The 12,913-nt window shown below is 67.9% G+C and carries 15 protein-coding genes and 2 tRNA genes; 6 read left to right on the top strand and 11 right to left on the bottom strand.

Annotated elements, in window-relative coordinates:
• Positions 1–243: 243 nt before the first annotated feature.
• The 3 genes from GBZ48_RS34515 to GBZ48_RS34505 all read right to left on the bottom strand — a co-directional run bounded on the left by GBZ48_RS34515 (position 244) and on the right by GBZ48_RS34505 (position 1,356).
• Positions 244–990 carry a glucose 1-dehydrogenase gene (locus tag GBZ48_RS34515; protein WP_174475161.1) on the bottom strand — a complete coding sequence of 249 codons (747 nt, stop codon included), beginning with the start codon at positions 988–990 and terminating at the stop codon, positions 244–246.
• Positions 991–1,199: 209 nt separating this feature from the next.
• Positions 1,200–1,276 (bottom strand) — tRNA-Asp (locus tag GBZ48_RS34510).
• A gap of 4 nt (positions 1,277–1,280) precedes the next feature.
• Positions 1,281–1,356 (bottom strand) — tRNA-Asn (locus GBZ48_RS34505).
• A 217-nt stretch (positions 1,357–1,573) separates the two neighbouring features.
• Between GBZ48_RS34505 and GBZ48_RS34500 the strand changes: the two genes are divergently transcribed.
• Positions 1,574–2,152, top strand: coding sequence for a hypothetical protein (locus GBZ48_RS34500; protein ID WP_098736158.1), 579 nt, complete (start codon positions 1,574–1,576; stop codon positions 2,150–2,152).
• A 62-nt stretch (positions 2,153–2,214) separates the two neighbouring features.
• Here GBZ48_RS34500 and GBZ48_RS34495 read toward each other — a convergent pair whose 3' ends face one another.
• From GBZ48_RS34495 to GBZ48_RS34485, 3 genes are all read right to left on the bottom strand, one after another.
• Positions 2,215–2,598, bottom strand: a complete 384-nt coding sequence (locus GBZ48_RS34495) for a dihydroneopterin aldolase (protein ID WP_174475160.1) — start codon at positions 2,596–2,598, stop codon at positions 2,215–2,217.
• 88 nt (positions 2,599–2,686) lie between these two features.
• Complete coding sequence (locus GBZ48_RS34490) at positions 2,687–3,769, bottom strand: site-specific DNA-methyltransferase (protein ID WP_098736160.1); 1,083 nt, start codon at positions 3,767–3,769, stop codon at positions 2,687–2,689.
• 89 nt (positions 3,770–3,858) lie between these two features.
• Positions 3,859–4,524, bottom strand: a complete 666-nt coding sequence (locus GBZ48_RS34485; protein ID WP_174475159.1) for a ribonuclease HII — start codon at positions 4,522–4,524, stop codon at positions 3,859–3,861.
• Positions 4,525–4,777: 253 nt separating this feature from the next.
• On the opposite strand from GBZ48_RS34485, the gene GBZ48_RS34480 reads away from it, so the two are divergent.
• Both GBZ48_RS34480 and GBZ48_RS34475 read left to right on the top strand, forming a co-directional pair.
• Complete coding sequence (locus GBZ48_RS34480) at positions 4,778–5,275, top strand: YchJ family protein (protein WP_098736290.1); 498 nt, start codon at positions 4,778–4,780, stop codon at positions 5,273–5,275.
• 244 nt (positions 5,276–5,519) lie between these two features.
• The gene (locus GBZ48_RS34475; RefSeq protein WP_174475158.1) at positions 5,520–6,125 is read left to right on the top strand and encodes a cold-shock protein; all 606 of its coding nucleotides are present in this window, start codon (positions 5,520–5,522) and stop codon (positions 6,123–6,125) included.
• 190 nt (positions 6,126–6,315) lie between these two features.
• Here GBZ48_RS34475 and GBZ48_RS34470 read toward each other — a convergent pair whose 3' ends face one another.
• The gene (locus tag GBZ48_RS34470; RefSeq protein WP_109048989.1) at positions 6,316–6,795 is read right to left on the bottom strand and encodes an Lrp/AsnC family transcriptional regulator; all 480 of its coding nucleotides are present in this window, start codon (positions 6,793–6,795) and stop codon (positions 6,316–6,318) included.
• A 145-nt stretch (positions 6,796–6,940) separates the two neighbouring features.
• Between GBZ48_RS34470 and GBZ48_RS34465 the strand changes: the two genes are divergently transcribed.
• The gene (locus GBZ48_RS34465; RefSeq protein ID WP_174475157.1) at positions 6,941–7,558 is read left to right on the top strand and encodes a VTT domain-containing protein; all 618 of its coding nucleotides are present in this window, start codon (positions 6,941–6,943) and stop codon (positions 7,556–7,558) included.
• Between the two features lie 108 nt (positions 7,559–7,666).
• The gene (locus GBZ48_RS34460) at positions 7,667–8,365 is read left to right on the top strand and encodes an alpha/beta fold hydrolase (RefSeq protein WP_174475156.1); all 699 of its coding nucleotides are present in this window, start codon (positions 7,667–7,669) and stop codon (positions 8,363–8,365) included.
• Here GBZ48_RS34460 and GBZ48_RS34455 read toward each other — a convergent pair.
• Positions 8,362–9,117 carry a helix-turn-helix domain-containing protein gene (locus GBZ48_RS34455; protein ID WP_174475155.1) on the bottom strand — a complete coding sequence of 252 codons (756 nt, stop codon included), beginning with the start codon at positions 9,115–9,117 and terminating at the stop codon, positions 8,362–8,364. The two genes, GBZ48_RS34460 and GBZ48_RS34455, sit on opposite strands and share 4 nt — an antisense overlap.
• A gap of 338 nt (positions 9,118–9,455) precedes the next feature.
• Between GBZ48_RS34455 and scpC the strand changes: the two genes are divergently transcribed.
• The gene (gene scpC / locus GBZ48_RS34450; RefSeq protein ID WP_174475154.1) at positions 9,456–10,964 is read left to right on the top strand and encodes a succinyl-CoA:acetate CoA-transferase ScpC; all 1,509 of its coding nucleotides are present in this window, start codon (positions 9,456–9,458) and stop codon (positions 10,962–10,964) included.
• Between the two features lie 61 nt (positions 10,965–11,025).
• Here scpC and GBZ48_RS34445 read toward each other — a convergent pair whose 3' ends face one another.
• The 3 genes from GBZ48_RS34445 to GBZ48_RS34435 all read right to left on the bottom strand — a co-directional run.
• The gene (locus tag GBZ48_RS34445; protein ID WP_174475153.1) at positions 11,026–11,211 is read right to left on the bottom strand and encodes a hypothetical protein; all 186 of its coding nucleotides are present in this window, start codon (positions 11,209–11,211) and stop codon (positions 11,026–11,028) included.
• 131 nt (positions 11,212–11,342) lie between these two features.
• Positions 11,343–12,062, bottom strand: coding sequence for an endonuclease III domain-containing protein (locus GBZ48_RS34440; protein WP_174475152.1), 720 nt, complete (start codon positions 12,060–12,062; stop codon positions 11,343–11,345).
• Between the two features lie 69 nt (positions 12,063–12,131).
• Positions 12,132–12,913: ATP-binding response regulator (locus GBZ48_RS34435; RefSeq protein ID WP_174475151.1), on the bottom strand; the 782-nt coding region annotated here is incomplete at its 5' end.

Below are 12,913 nucleotides of genomic sequence, written 5' to 3'. Positions count from 1 at the left end.
CCTGCGGCCGGCCGCGCCACACCCCCCGCTGCGCCCCCCCCCGCCCCCGCCCCGCGCGGATGGCACGCCCCCCCCGCGCAGCCCCCGGCCCCGTCCCCCCCCCCCCCCCCCCCCCGGGGGGGGGGGTGGGGGGGGGGGGGACGCGCGGCGGCCCTTTCCCGAGTATCCTCCCTGCCCATCCCCCTCACCCCGTCCCTCTCCCCAGGGGGGAGAGGGAGATGCAAAGCGATCAGTTGCTCACCCTCAGATACAGCGTCCGCCATCGACCTCCAGGCACACGCCGGTCAGGAAGTTCCCCTCGTCGGAGCAGAGATACAGCGCCGCGTTGGCGATGTCGGCCGGGGTGGACAGGCGCCCCAACGGGATGCTGTTAAGGAACTGCTCGCGGCGTTCCGGCGTGTCCTGGCCCATGAAGCGGTGGAGCATGCCGGTCTCGCCAGCGACCGGTGCGATGGCGCAGACGCGCACATTGTCGGCCGCCAGCTCCGCCGCCATCGACTTGGTCAGAGTGATGACCGCCCCCTTGGAGCCGTTGTACCAGGTCAGGTTCGGCCGTGGCCGCAGACCGGCGGTCGAGGCGATGTTCAGGATCACGCCGCCGCCATGGGCGCGGAACACCGGCACGGCGTGGATGGCGCTGTGATAGATCGACTTCACGTTGACGGCATAGATGCGGTCGAAGGTGGCCTCGTCCACGTCCAGCATCGAGCCGTAGCGGTGGGTGTAGCCGGCATTGTTGACCAGGATGTCGAGCCGCCCGAACTCGCCCAGCGCCGCCGAGACGATGGCCTCGTAATCCTCTCCCACCGCGACGTCGGCGCGGACGGCGAGTGCGGTCTCTCCCAGGCTGTCGGCGACGCGACCGGCAGCGGCCTCGTCCAGGTCGGCGACGATGACGCGGGCCCCTTCGGCGGCGAAGCGTCGGGCGATGCCCTCGCCGAAGCCCGATCCCCCGCCGGTGACGACGGCGACCTTGTCAGACAAACGCATGAGCGGTTCCTCCCCGGCAATTCTCGATCCGAGATGCGCACGGCCGTTGCGGCGCGCGGATTCCGTTCAACAGGGAACCGGCGCCATCGGCCGCATCGTGAACACGACGTAGATTGTGAACACGGCGAAGAATGCATGATAGCGCGAAGCTGCCCTGTGGGGCAGTCGCCATCATCCGCTACATCGTTTTGGAGAGATAGAGGAGAGAATGGCGCGAGTGACGGGACTTGAACCCGCGGCCTCCGGCGTGACAGGCCGGCGCTCTAACCAACTGAGCTACACCCGCGCTATGGCTCCCGGTGCTGGACTCGAACCAGCGACAAGCGGATTAACAGTCCGCTGCTCTACCAACTGAGCTAACCGGGAACGGAGGCCCGCCTTATATGGCCGCTGGCGAAAGCTGGCAAGCGGAAAAATGCAAAGCTCTTCATTTTTCCGGAAAAAGGCCGCTTTCGCGCCCTTCGCCTGTGACATTCCAGCCGCGCCGCAGCCATGGGTTGCCGGCGCACAGGCTTGCTCTTGACAGTCCGGAGCATCTCAGGCTTTTTCTCGCCTCCTCTCCCCACCATTGCCGCAGGCCCCGATGTCCGAGGTCGTTCCCTTCGCCGCCGCCCGCGAGGCGCTGCTCGCGCGCCTGACCGAACAGCTGCCGCCCTCGTCGGAATGGGCGGGCCGGCTGATGCTGATGCCGGAGGGACGCCGGGTGGAGCCGATGCCGGCGGCCGACGCGGTGGAGTCGCTGCGCGCCTTCCGCGCCGGGCTGGGCGAGGCGGTCGGCGCCGCCGCCTGCTCGGTCGGCGGGGTGTGGGTCGGGCGGGAGGATTGCCTGGACTGGGACGGGCTGCTGGCGCCGCTGGCGGTCGCCGCCGCCTATGTGGTCGGCCGCACCCAGTCGGCCGGGGGCTTCGCCGCGGAACTGTTCCGCTGCAAGGATGCGCTCGCCGGCTGGGGCGTGCGCGGCCTGCGCGGCGAACCGGCGGTGGCGCGTGCCGCCGGCTATGCCGTTGTGTCGGTCAGCCGCCGCCCGGACGACAACGAGATCGTGCTGGACCGGGTGATGGACACCTTCGCCTTCGTCATGCGCAGCCTGGGCGAACCGACGGTGGCGGCAGCCGACATGGACCGCCGGCTGGTCAAGCGGGCGGTGCCGTTGCGGCGATAAGAAATTTTGCGGTAAGACAGAGTTCGGTGAGGGCTGAACCCGCCCTCACGCTTGCGCGTCCCTCAACCGCGGGCGCGCTCGATCTCGACGCCGACGCTGGCGGCGTCGGGGAAGACATCCAGCTTTTCCACCCGGACCTTGGCCATCGTCACCCGCGCGTCGGCGAGGCAGCGCTCGGCGATGCGTTCGGCCAGCGTTTCCACCAGCGTGACGTGGCCCTGGGTAACCACGCCCTTGACGATGGTCGCCATGTCCTCGCCGGTGACGCCGGGGGCGATCACGTCGAGATCCAGGTTCAGGCGGATGCGCTGGGGCTTCAGCCGTTCATGGGCGTAGACGCCGATCAGCGCGTCCATCACCAGATCGCGCACGAAACAACGGGTGGACAGCGTCGCCGGGGCCGAACGCGGCACCGGGGCGGTGACGGTGGCGAAGAGCTTGTTCATGGCCGACAGCCCTAGCACGGCAACGCCACCGCTGCCAAGCAACCGTCCCCGCCGGCGCCTATGCCGGACGGACAGGTCTGGGATGGACTCAGTGCATTTCCGAGCGGATGCGCTCGCGCAGCACGTCGATCGGGCGCAGATCCTCGCCCTCCTCATAGTGCCAGAAGGTCCAGCCGTTGCAGGCCGGCAGGCCGGCCATCGCCGCCCCCACCTGATGGATCGAGCCGCGATGGTCGCCGCGCGGGCCGGAGCCGATCAGCGTGCCGTCGGCGCGCACGCGAGCGGCAACGCGGCGGCGGTGGTCGAACAGGGTCGAGCCCGGACGCAGAAGCCCGCGTTCCACCACCCAGCCGAAGGGAATGCGCGGTGCGGCGCGCTTCGGCGGGGTGTCGAGGATCGCCGCCTCCGGCGCCTCCTCCACCGCATCGATGCGGGCCTGGGCCGCCTTGACGTAGGTGTCGTCGCGCTCCAGCCCGATCCACTTGCGGCCCAGCCGCTTGGCGACCGCCCCGGTGGTGCCGGTGCCGAAGAAGGGATCCAGCACCACGTCGCCGGGCCGGGAGGAGGACAGGATCACCCGGTACAGCAGCGATTCCGGCTTCTGCGTCGGGTGGGTCTTCTTGCCGTCCTCGTCGCGCAGCCGTTCGCCGCCGTTGCAGATCGGCAGCAGCCAGTCGCTGCGCATCTGAAGATCCTCGTTGAGGCTCTTCATCGCGTCGTAATTGAAGCGGTAGCGCGCATCCTTGTCGCGGGCCGCCCAGATCATCGTCTCATGGGCGTTGGCGAAACGGGTGCCGCGGAAGTTCGGCATCGGGTTGGTCTTGCGCCAGACGATGTCGTTCAGAATCCAGAAGCCCAGATTCTGCAAGGTGGCGCCGACGCGGAAGATGTTGTGATAGCTGCCGATCACCCAAAGGGAGCCTTCCGGCTTCAGGATACGGCGGGCAGCCGCCATCCAGTCCTGGGTGAAGCGGTCATAGGCCTCGAAATCGTCGAACTTGTCCCATTCGTCATCCACCCCGGCGACGCGGGTGTGGTTCGGCCGCAGCAACTCACCCCCCAACTGCAAGTTGTAGGGCGGATCGGCGAAGATGAGATCGACCGAAGCGGGCGGCAGATCGTTCATGAGAGCGATGCAATCGCCGACCAGGATACGGTTTTCAGGGAGCATTTCACGACCGGCAAAGAACTGGGACTCGGCCGGACAATGAGTCGCGGCCGAGTCGCCGTCAACAGCTTTCTTTGCCAAGTGACGACGGCTCAGCCGCTCAGTGCCCTTTGGCGTTTCACTGGTGCAAAACTGACTCGGTGATGCGGCGTGACACCATGGCGGGTCAATGCTTCCAGATGCTCTGGTGTCGGATAGCCGGCGTTTCGGTCCCATCCATAGTGTGGATACTGGACCGACAACCGCAACATCTCGCTGTCGCGCGCCACTTTGGCGAGAATAGAGGCGGCGGCGATGGATTGGCTGCGGCTGTCGCCCTTGACGACCGCCACCCTCTCGCACGCGATGTCCGGGGTGAATTTGCCGTCGATCAGCGCCGCGTCGGGGGCGGGACCGGGCAGCGCCAGATAGGCCCGCTTCATCGCCAGCAGCGTCGCCTTGTGGATGTTGAGTTCGTCGATCTCAGCGGCCGACGCCTCGGCGATGGCGAAAGCGAGCGCATGCGCCCGGATCGCCGGTTCGATCTCCTCGCGCAGGCGCCGGTTGACCGCCTTGCTGTCGTCGATTTGCGCTGCGATCTCCGGCGGCAGCCCTTCGGGCGGCAGCACCACGGCGGCGGCGACCACCGGGCCGCAGAGCGGGCCGCGCCCGACCTCGTCGATGCCGCAGACGCGGCGTCCGGGACCGAAGCCGGCCTCCAGCGACAGGTCGGGGCGTTGCCGGGGGATGGCGGCTTTGCGGGGTGCTTTGGCAGGCATGGGAGCGGACAGCCTTCCGGGCAGCAGTGGACCATGGATCGGGATGGGGCCGCTTGATAGCGGCGGCGGAGTCCGCGCGCAAGGCCGCCGCGGATTGCGGCCGACACGGATCGAGCCGCAGATTGCGGCCATTTGCGCCAACCAGCCTCTTGAGAAGCGGCGCGCGGCTGCGCTATGGATGCGCCCCGCGAAGCCGGACCCCACCCTCAGCGATTCTGCCGCAACCCGCCCCGCCATCACCCGAGAGCAGGCCATGACCGACACGACCCAGACCGCCGCCGAATGCCCCTGCCGTTCCGGCAAGCCGCTGGACGCCTGCTGCGGACCCTATCTGGCCGGCATGCCCGCCCCGACGGCCGAGGCGCTGATGCGCTCGCGCTATTCCGCCTTCGCCACCGGCAACATCGACTATCTGCACGACACGCTGCTGCCCAGCACCCGCGACGACTTCAACCGCGAAGAGATCGAGACCTGGGCCAGGAACAGCGTGTGGACCGGCGTGGAGATCCGTTCGACCGAGGACGGCCAGCCGGGCGACAGCGAGGGGATCGTCGAGTTCGTCGCCCGCTTCAGCATGAACGGCAAGCCGATGACCCACCACGAGACCAGCCGCTTCACCCACCAGGACGGCCGCTGGTACTATGTGGACGGCCAGCTGGGCGCCCGTCCGCGCAGCGGCCCCAAGGTCGGCCGCAACGACCCCTGCCCCTGCGGCAGCGGGAAGAAGTACAAGAAGTGCCACGGCGCCTGACCGCCTCCGGTCTTGAGTCGCGGCTGAATCGTCACGCTGCATCTGCACAAAAACGGCCGAATCGCCCCGCCCCGCCTGCCCGTCAGGCGGCGGCGGAGCTTTTGTTGTGCGCGGATGGTGAAAATTCGCAATCCTGATTGAATTATGGGTCGGAACCGATCATCCTTCGCCTGCCCTGTTCCGGGTGTCCCTTCTTTGGTTTTTGCCGGGATGGGGTTTAACACGACAGATGAGACGATAACTGATGTTCGACCGTCCGCAGCGCTCTTCCTTCCGCGCTCCTGAAATCACCCAGCGCGACATCCGCGCCACCGTCAAGTGGTTCAACGCCACTAAGGGCTTCGGCTTCGTCACCCCCGACGATGGGTCGCCCGACGCTTTCCTGCACTCCACGGTTCTGCAGTTCTGCGGACACGACAGCCTGCCCGAAGGCGCCACCATCACCTGCGATCTGTCGCGCGGCCCGAAGGGCCCGCAGGTCGCCACCATCCACGCGGTCGACACCTCGACCGCCGCTCCGAGCCGTCCGTCGCGCGCCCCGCGCGAGCGTGACAGCTGGGGCAACGACGGCGGCTACGGCGGCGGCAACAGCTACGGCGGCAGCCGCGGCGGTTACGACAGCTACGGCGATTCGGACGGCGGCGAAGTCGTCGACGGCACGGTGAAGTGGTTCAACGTGTCGAAGGGCTTCGGCTTCATCGCTCCGTCGACCGGCGGCAAGGACATCTTCGTGCACATCCGTGCGCTGGAGCGGTCGGGCATCAACGGTCTGGACGACGGTGCGCAGGTCCGCGTCACCATCCGCCAGGGCGCCAAGGGCCCCGAGGCTCAGCGCGTCGAGATGGCCTGATCTCTCATCGGTCGTTGTGATGTGAAAAAGCCCCCGCTCCACCGGAGCGGGGGCTTTTTCATGGCCATTCCTCGGCCGTCATCCTCGCGAAGGCGGGAATCCAGCCCCGACAGGTACGCTCGTCGGAAACCCTGGCTCCCCGCCTCCGCGGGGATAACGGCCGATAATCGTCCGGCCGGATTTGCAGTCTTTACTCCAGATGGTCCAGCGGCAGCCGGGTCTCGAACTTCACCTCCTTCAAGGTGACGCTCGATTTGACGTGCGACACCGCGGGGATGGAGAAGATGCGTTCGCTGAGGAAGCGGCCATAATCCTCGGTGGTCGGCACGACGATGCGCAGCAGATAGTCGGCGTCGCCGGTGACCGCGAAGCATTCCAGCACCTCCGGCATGCCGGCGATGGCTGTCTCGAACTGGTCGACCGCATTCTCCTTGTGGCGCTCCAGCGTGACATGGGCGAAGACGCATTCGCCGAGCCCCAGCTTGCGCGGGTCGAGCTGCACCGTGTAGCGGCGGATGACGCCGATCTCCTCCATCGACCGCACCCGACGCCAGCAGGGGGAGGCCGACAGACCGACCGTGTCGCCCAGCTCCTGCATGGTCAGGCGGGCATTCTCCTGCAGGGCCGCCAGTATCCCCTTCTCATGCCGGTCGAGCTTGATGGCCGCCATTGGCATCCTCTTCGTCCGTCCAATCGTTGCATCTGCAAACATAAGCAGGACCGGCTGCCGGTGCGAGCCCTTCCATGCAACCAATCCCCCGTCCCGGTGTTGCTCCGGCGGTGGGTGGCGGGTCGGCAGGTGCGAGGAGAAGACCGTGTTCGATTGGATTGTCGGTATGGTGGAGCAGACGGGCTATCTCGGCGTCGCTCTGCTGATGTTCGCGGAGAACCTGTTTCCCCCGATTCCGTCGGAGCTGATCCTGCCGCTGGCCGGTTTCACCGCCGCGCGGGGCGACCTCGGCCTGCCGATGATCATCGTGTCGGGCACCGTGGGCGCCGTGCTGGGAGCGCTGTTCTGGTACGGGATCGGCCTCTGGGTCGGCAGCCGCCGGCTGAAGCAGTGGGCCGCGCGCCATGGCCGCTGGCTGACCATCGCACCGGAGGAGGTCGATGAGGCCGCCGCCCATTTCCGCGAGCATGGCGGCCGGGCGGTGCTGATCGGCCGGATGATCCCGGCGGTGCGCACGCTGATCTCGATCCCCGCCGGGGTGTCGACCATGCCGATCGTCCCCTTCCTGCTCTACACCACCCTGGGCACCGCGATCTGGACGACCTTCCTGGCAAGCGCCGGCTATCTGCTAGAGGACCGGTACCAGCAGGTCTCCGGCTGGCTGAACCCGGTGTCCAACATCGTCGCCGCCGGGATTGCCCTCTGGTACGTTTACCGGGTCGCCACCTTCGGCCGGCGGTCGGCCCGCCAGCCGGCGGAATAAGGGCCAAGCCCTTTTCCGCACAGAGGAAAAGTGGACCTCCCCGGCTGGACGGTCCGATCCCCGCCATGCTCTGACTGGCGGGTCCGACCGTCAGCGGGAGCCGTTTCCATGAGTTCCACAGTCAGTTCCACCCCGACCATCATCCTCGTCCATGGCGCCTTCGCCGACGGGTCCTCCTGGGGCCGGGTGATCTCCCGCTTGCAGGCGGAGGGCTTCGCGGCGGTCGCGGTGCAGAATCCGCTGGTCTCGCTCGACGACGATGTCGCCCATGTCCAGCGTGCCATCGACCGGACCAAGGGGCCGGTGGTGCTGGTCGGTCATTCCTGGGGCGGGGCGGTCATCACCCAGATCGGCGAGCAGGAGCGGGTGAAGGCCCTGGTCTATGTCGCCGCCTTCGCTCCCGATGTTGGACAGTCGCCGAACGACACGCTGAAGCCCTTCCCGCCGTCGGCCGGCCTGTCGGGCGTGTCGGTGGACAAGGGCCGCTTCCTGACCCTGACGCCGGAAGGCATGGCCCGCAACTTCGCCCAGGACCTGCCGGCGGAGGAGGCTGCCCTGCTGGCCGCCACCCAGGGGCCGGTCGCGGCGGCCTGCTTCGCCAGCAAGGTCGGCGCCGCCGCCTGGAAGACCAAACCCGCCTGGTATGTCGTCGCCAGCCAGGACCGCATGCTGCCGCCGGATTTCCTGCGCGCCACCGCCTCGCGCATCGGCGCCCGGACGGTCGAGGTCGAGAGCGGCCACGCCCCCTACCTGTCGCGCCCCGATGCGGTGGCGGCGGTGATCGTCGAAGCGGCCCGCGGAACTTAACCGCCCTTCCGCACCGCCCCCGGCGTGGTGCCGCGCCGCCGCCGCAGGCTGCGGGTCAGGGCGCTCTGGTCGGAGAAACCGACCGCCAACGCCACCTCCGCCAGCGGCAGGCGGCCATCCCGCAGCAGCGCCTCCGCCCGGTCCAGCCGCAGGTCTGCCAGCAGGCGGGCCGGGGTGCTGCCGGTGCGGGCGCGGAAACGTTCATGGAACCGGCTGGTCGCCAGACCGGCCGCCGCGGCCAGTTCCGCCACCGTCAGCGGCTCGCCGCAGCGCTCCGCCATCAGGGCCAGGGCGCGGTCGATGGGGTCCTTCGATAGGGGCGATACAGGCGATACGGGCGGCGGCTGGCGCACCTCCAGTGCGCGCAAAAGCAGCCCCGCCGAGTGATGGGCCAGCACAGGGTCGAGCGGCCGGTCGGACGCCTCCGCCGCCAGATAGCGCACCAGCCCATCCAGCGCCCCGTCGATGGCGAAGAAGGCATCGCAGGCGCGCACCGCCGCCTCCGGCACCAGCCCGGCGGCCGGCACATCCAGCACGACGAAGCGGTTGGCGCCGCCGCTGCGGAAGCTGTGCGGCACGCCGTCGGCCACCAGAACGCCGCGCCCCTCGCCCACCCGACCGCAGGCGCCGCCGACCTCCATGTCGAGGGTACCGGCGATGGGCAACACGATCTGGTGATGGTCATGCGTGTGCCGCCGTTCATGCCCGTCATAACTGCGGGTGCTGACGGTCGGCCGATGCGGGGACGCCACGCCGGCGGACTCCTGAAATCGGTTCGAGGGACCGATGGTACGCCCTCGACCATTCCGCCGGCAACCGCCCTGTTGCCGGGCGATGCTCACCAAATACCGGTTTGCGAAATTGAGTTTCGGCAAATCCCGATGGTAGATTAACGAAGTCTTTGGCCGCATTGCGAACATATATGGCGATATTCGCCCATCCATTCACTTCCCCGTGACCTGATATTCCGGACGAACGGTTGCGGCATCGGACAGCCCATCCTTATGAGTATTTTCACATAAGAAATACGGCCGCCAAGGCACGGATCGTTCGTCATTCGACAAAAAAGCACTCATAAAAGGAACGCCCGATGTACCGAGATCGCATCCGCCTGAAATCCTTGTGGGGCAAGGTGGTGCCGGCGGAAGAAGCCGCCTTTCTCATCAAGGATGGCATGACCGTGGGCATGAGCGGCTTCACCCGCGCCGGCGACGCCAAGGCGGTGCCGCTGGCGCTGGCCGAGCGCGCCGCGTCGGAAAAGCTGAAGATCACGCTGATGACCGGCGCCTCGCTGGGCAACGACGTCGACAAGATCCTGACGGAGGCGGGGGTGCTGTCGCGCCGCCTGCCCTTCCAGGCCGACCCGGTGCTGCGCAAGGCAATCAACCGCGGCGAAGTGATGTTCGTCGACCAGCATCTGTCGGAAACGGTGGAACTGCTGCGCTCGCGCCAGATGGGTCCGGTCGATGTCGCGGTGATCGAGGCCTGCGCCATCACCGACACCGGCGGGATCGTGCCGACCACCTCCATCGGCAACTCGGCGACTTTCGCCATCCTGGCCGAAAAGATCATCATCGAGCTGAACCTGACCCAGCCGCTGGATCTGGAGGGGATGCACGACGTCTATATCCCGACGCGCCGCCCCTTCCGCGAGCCGATCCCGGTGGTGACGGCGGAAAGCCGGGCCGGATTGCCCTACATCCCCATCGATCCGTCGAAGATCGCCGCCATCGTGGTAACGCGCAAACAGGACAGCTCCGCCAGCATCCTGCCGCCGGATGACGAGACCAACGCCATCGCCGGCCACCTGATCGAGTTCTTCGGCCGCGAGGTAAGGCAGGGCCGGCTCGGCCGGTCGCTGGCGCCGCTCCAGGCCGGCATCGGCACCATCGCCAATGCGGTGCTGCACGGGCTGATCGACGGGCCGTTCCACGACCTGACCATGTACAGCGAAGTGCTGCAGGACAGCACCTTCGAGCTGTTCGACGCCGGCAAGTTGACCTTTGCGTCCGGATCCTCGATCACGCTCAGCGCCGGGAAATATGCCGAGGTGCTGCCGAAGATCGGCTCCTACAAGGGCCGGCTGCTGCTGCGGCCGCAGGAGATCTCCAACCATCCGGAGGTGATCCGCCGCCTGGGTGTCATCGGCATCAACACGGCGCTGGAGTGCGACATCTACGGCAACGTCAATTCCACCCATGTCAACGGCACGCAGATGATGAACGGCATCGGCGGCTCCGGCGACTTCGCCCGCAACAGCCACCTCGCCATCTTCGTCACCAAGTCGCTGGCCAAGGGCGGCGCCATCTCCAGCATCGTGCCGATGGTCACCCATGTCGACCACAACGAGCATGATGTCGACGTGCTGGTGACGGAGGTCGGGTTGGCGGACCTGCGCGGGCTGGCGCCGCGCGAGCGGGCGGAGACCATCATCCGCAACTGCGTCCATCCCAGCTACCGCGAACTGGCGGCCGACTATCACCGCCGGGCTCTTCAGCGTGGCGGCCACACCCCGCACCTGCTGGAGGAAGCCTTCGCTTGGCACAGCCGCTTCCAGCAGACCGGCAGCATGATGCCGACGACGCCGGCGGCCGAATAGGCTCCCTCAAAAACGGGCGGGCCGCGGAATGCCGCGGCCCGTTCCCGTTACCCATACGCTGTCAGACGTGCTGCCCGCCGCTGCGCTCCAAGTAGAGAAGCAGGGCGGGGTAGTATTGCTTGCGTTCGGACGAAATCTTCTCGCAGAAACGGCGCGCAGCTCCGCTCTTGAGCCAGTCTTCAAGCTGGCCGTTCTGCCGTTTTTCCGCGACGATGGCATCGATCGCGTCCAAAATCTTGTGAATCACCTCAGGCCTCGTCTTATGAAGATCGGAGCGGCGTCTTCGTCGCCCTCACAATCCTATATGCGCCCGGCTGCCGGTGAACGGCCCTGCATTCTGGGAATAGCTGCGTGTTGCAATGCACAAAACGGATGGCTTCACGCCCTTTCCCGCTCCTCCTCGGGCGGGCGGAGCGCCTGTCCGGTCGGGCAGAGCCGCAGCAGCACGCAGCGGTCGCAGGCCGGCGCCTGATAATAACAGCAGCGCTGGCCGTGCAGCATCATGACCTCGTGGTTGTCATAGACCTGCTGGGCATCCCACCCCTCCGGCAGCTGCGCCGACAGCACGGCGTGCGACGGGCCGACGGCAAGGCTGGCGGGGATCAGTCCGGTGCGCACGGCGACGCGGTGATGGTGGCTGTCCACCGGCAGCGCCGCCTGCCGCAGGGTGGAGAAGCTGAGCACCGCAGCACTGGTCTTCGGCCCCACTCCCGGCAATTCCTCCAGCCACGCACGGGCCTCCGGCACCGTCATGCCGGACAGCAGGTCGAGCGACAGGCTGCCGACCCGCTCAGTGATGCGGCGCAGGATGGCCTGGATCCGCGGCGCCTTCTGCTCCGGCCAGGTGACGCCGGCGATGGTCGCCTCGACCTCCGCAACCGGCGCGTCGCGCACCGACTGCCAATCCGGCCAGCGTCGCCGCAGCGCCTTGAAGGCGGCGCCGGAGGCCGCATTCCGGGTGCGGTGCGACAATAGCGACGACACCAGCTCGCTCAGCGGGTCGAGGCTGTGGAAATAGGCGACCGGGCAGCCGTAGACGGTGCACAGCAGCCGGTGGATTTCGAGCGCCTTGTCGCGCAACGCAGCGGGGTCGGTCATGAAAACCGACAACAGCCGAACCGGTAAGGCGTTACCGGTAAATCATCAGGACACCTTCTCCATCGGCCCCTACCCCACCAGACCGGACATCACCGCGCGCAACTGCGCCGGCTTCACCGGCTTGTTCAGCACCAGGCAGCCGGCCGCCTTGGCCTCGTCCGCCAGTTCCGGGGTGCGGTTGGCGGTGACGATCACGGCGGGCAGGATGCGGCCGCAGGCGGCGCGCAGCCGCGCCACCTCGTTGACGCCCAACGCCCCGTCGTCGAGGTGATAGTCGGCGATCAGCAGATCCGGCGGCTGCGGCATGCCGGACAGCAGCGCCAGAGCCTCGTCGCCGCTGGTGGCCGACACCACGTCGCAGGCCCAGCCGCGCAGCAGCGCCTCCATCCCCGCCACCACCGCCGGCTCATTGTCGAGCACCAGCACCGAGGTGCCGGCCAGCCGGTTGGTCATCGGCCGGGCGGCGATGCTGGCCGGGCGGACGGCGCGGCGCTCGGTCCCGCGCGGTACGGTGACGGCGAAGACGGAGCCCTTGCCCGGCTCCGAGCGCACGGTGATGGGGTGGTCCAGCATGCGGGCGACGCGGTCGACGATGGCGAGCCCCAGCCCCATGCCGCGGTCGCGCCCCTTGGTGACGGGGGTGTCGAGGCGGCGGAATTCCTGGAAGATCTCGGCGATCTTGTCGCGCGGGATGCCGGGACCGTTGTCCCACACTTCGATGCGGATGCCGCCGTCGCCGGTGCGGCGGCAGCCGACCACCACCCGGCCGCCCTGAACGTAGCGCAGTGCATTGGACAGGAAATTCTGCACGATCCGGCGCAACAGCCGCATGTCGCTGCGCACCACCGCCC

The organism is Azospirillum melinis (genome assembly GCF_013340935.1).
Classification (GTDB): domain Bacteria; phylum Pseudomonadota; class Alphaproteobacteria; order Azospirillales; family Azospirillaceae; genus Azospirillum; species Azospirillum melinis.
The sequence above is the reverse complement of the archived record's forward strand: the minus strand, read 5'-3'. Positions and strand labels throughout refer to the sequence as shown.

Bases quoted from the DNA above. Each gene is read 5' to 3' on its own strand.
- GBZ48_RS34515 (WP_174475161.1), bottom strand. From the start codon at position 990: ATGCGTTTGTCTGACAAGGTCGCCGTCGTCACCGGCGGGGGATCGGGC.
- GBZ48_RS34500 (WP_098736158.1), top strand. From the start codon at position 1,574: ATGTCCGAGGTCGTTCCCTTCGCCGCCGCCCGCGAGGCGCTGCTCGCG.
- GBZ48_RS34495 (WP_174475160.1), bottom strand. From the start codon at position 2,598: ATGAACAAGCTCTTCGCCACCGTCACCGCCCCGGTGCCGCGTTCGGCC.
- GBZ48_RS34490 (WP_098736160.1), bottom strand. From the start codon at position 3,769: ATGCTCCCTGAAAACCGTATCCTGGTCGGCGATTGCATCGCTCTCATG.
- GBZ48_RS34485 (WP_174475159.1), bottom strand. From the start codon at position 4,524: ATGCCTGCCAAAGCACCCCGCAAAGCCGCCATCCCCCGGCAACGCCCC.
- GBZ48_RS34480 (WP_098736290.1), top strand. From the start codon at position 4,778: ATGACCGACACGACCCAGACCGCCGCCGAATGCCCCTGCCGTTCCGGC.
- GBZ48_RS34475 (WP_174475158.1), top strand. From the start codon at position 5,520: ATGTTCGACCGTCCGCAGCGCTCTTCCTTCCGCGCTCCTGAAATCACC.
- GBZ48_RS34470 (WP_109048989.1), bottom strand. From the start codon at position 6,795: ATGGCGGCCATCAAGCTCGACCGGCATGAGAAGGGGATACTGGCGGCC.
- GBZ48_RS34460 (WP_174475156.1), top strand. From the start codon at position 7,667: ATGAGTTCCACAGTCAGTTCCACCCCGACCATCATCCTCGTCCATGGC.
- scpC (WP_174475154.1), top strand. From the start codon at position 9,456: ATGTACCGAGATCGCATCCGCCTGAAATCCTTGTGGGGCAAGGTGGTG.
- GBZ48_RS34440 (WP_174475152.1), bottom strand. From the start codon at position 12,062: ATGACCGACCCCGCTGCGTTGCGCGACAAGGCGCTCGAAATCCACCGG.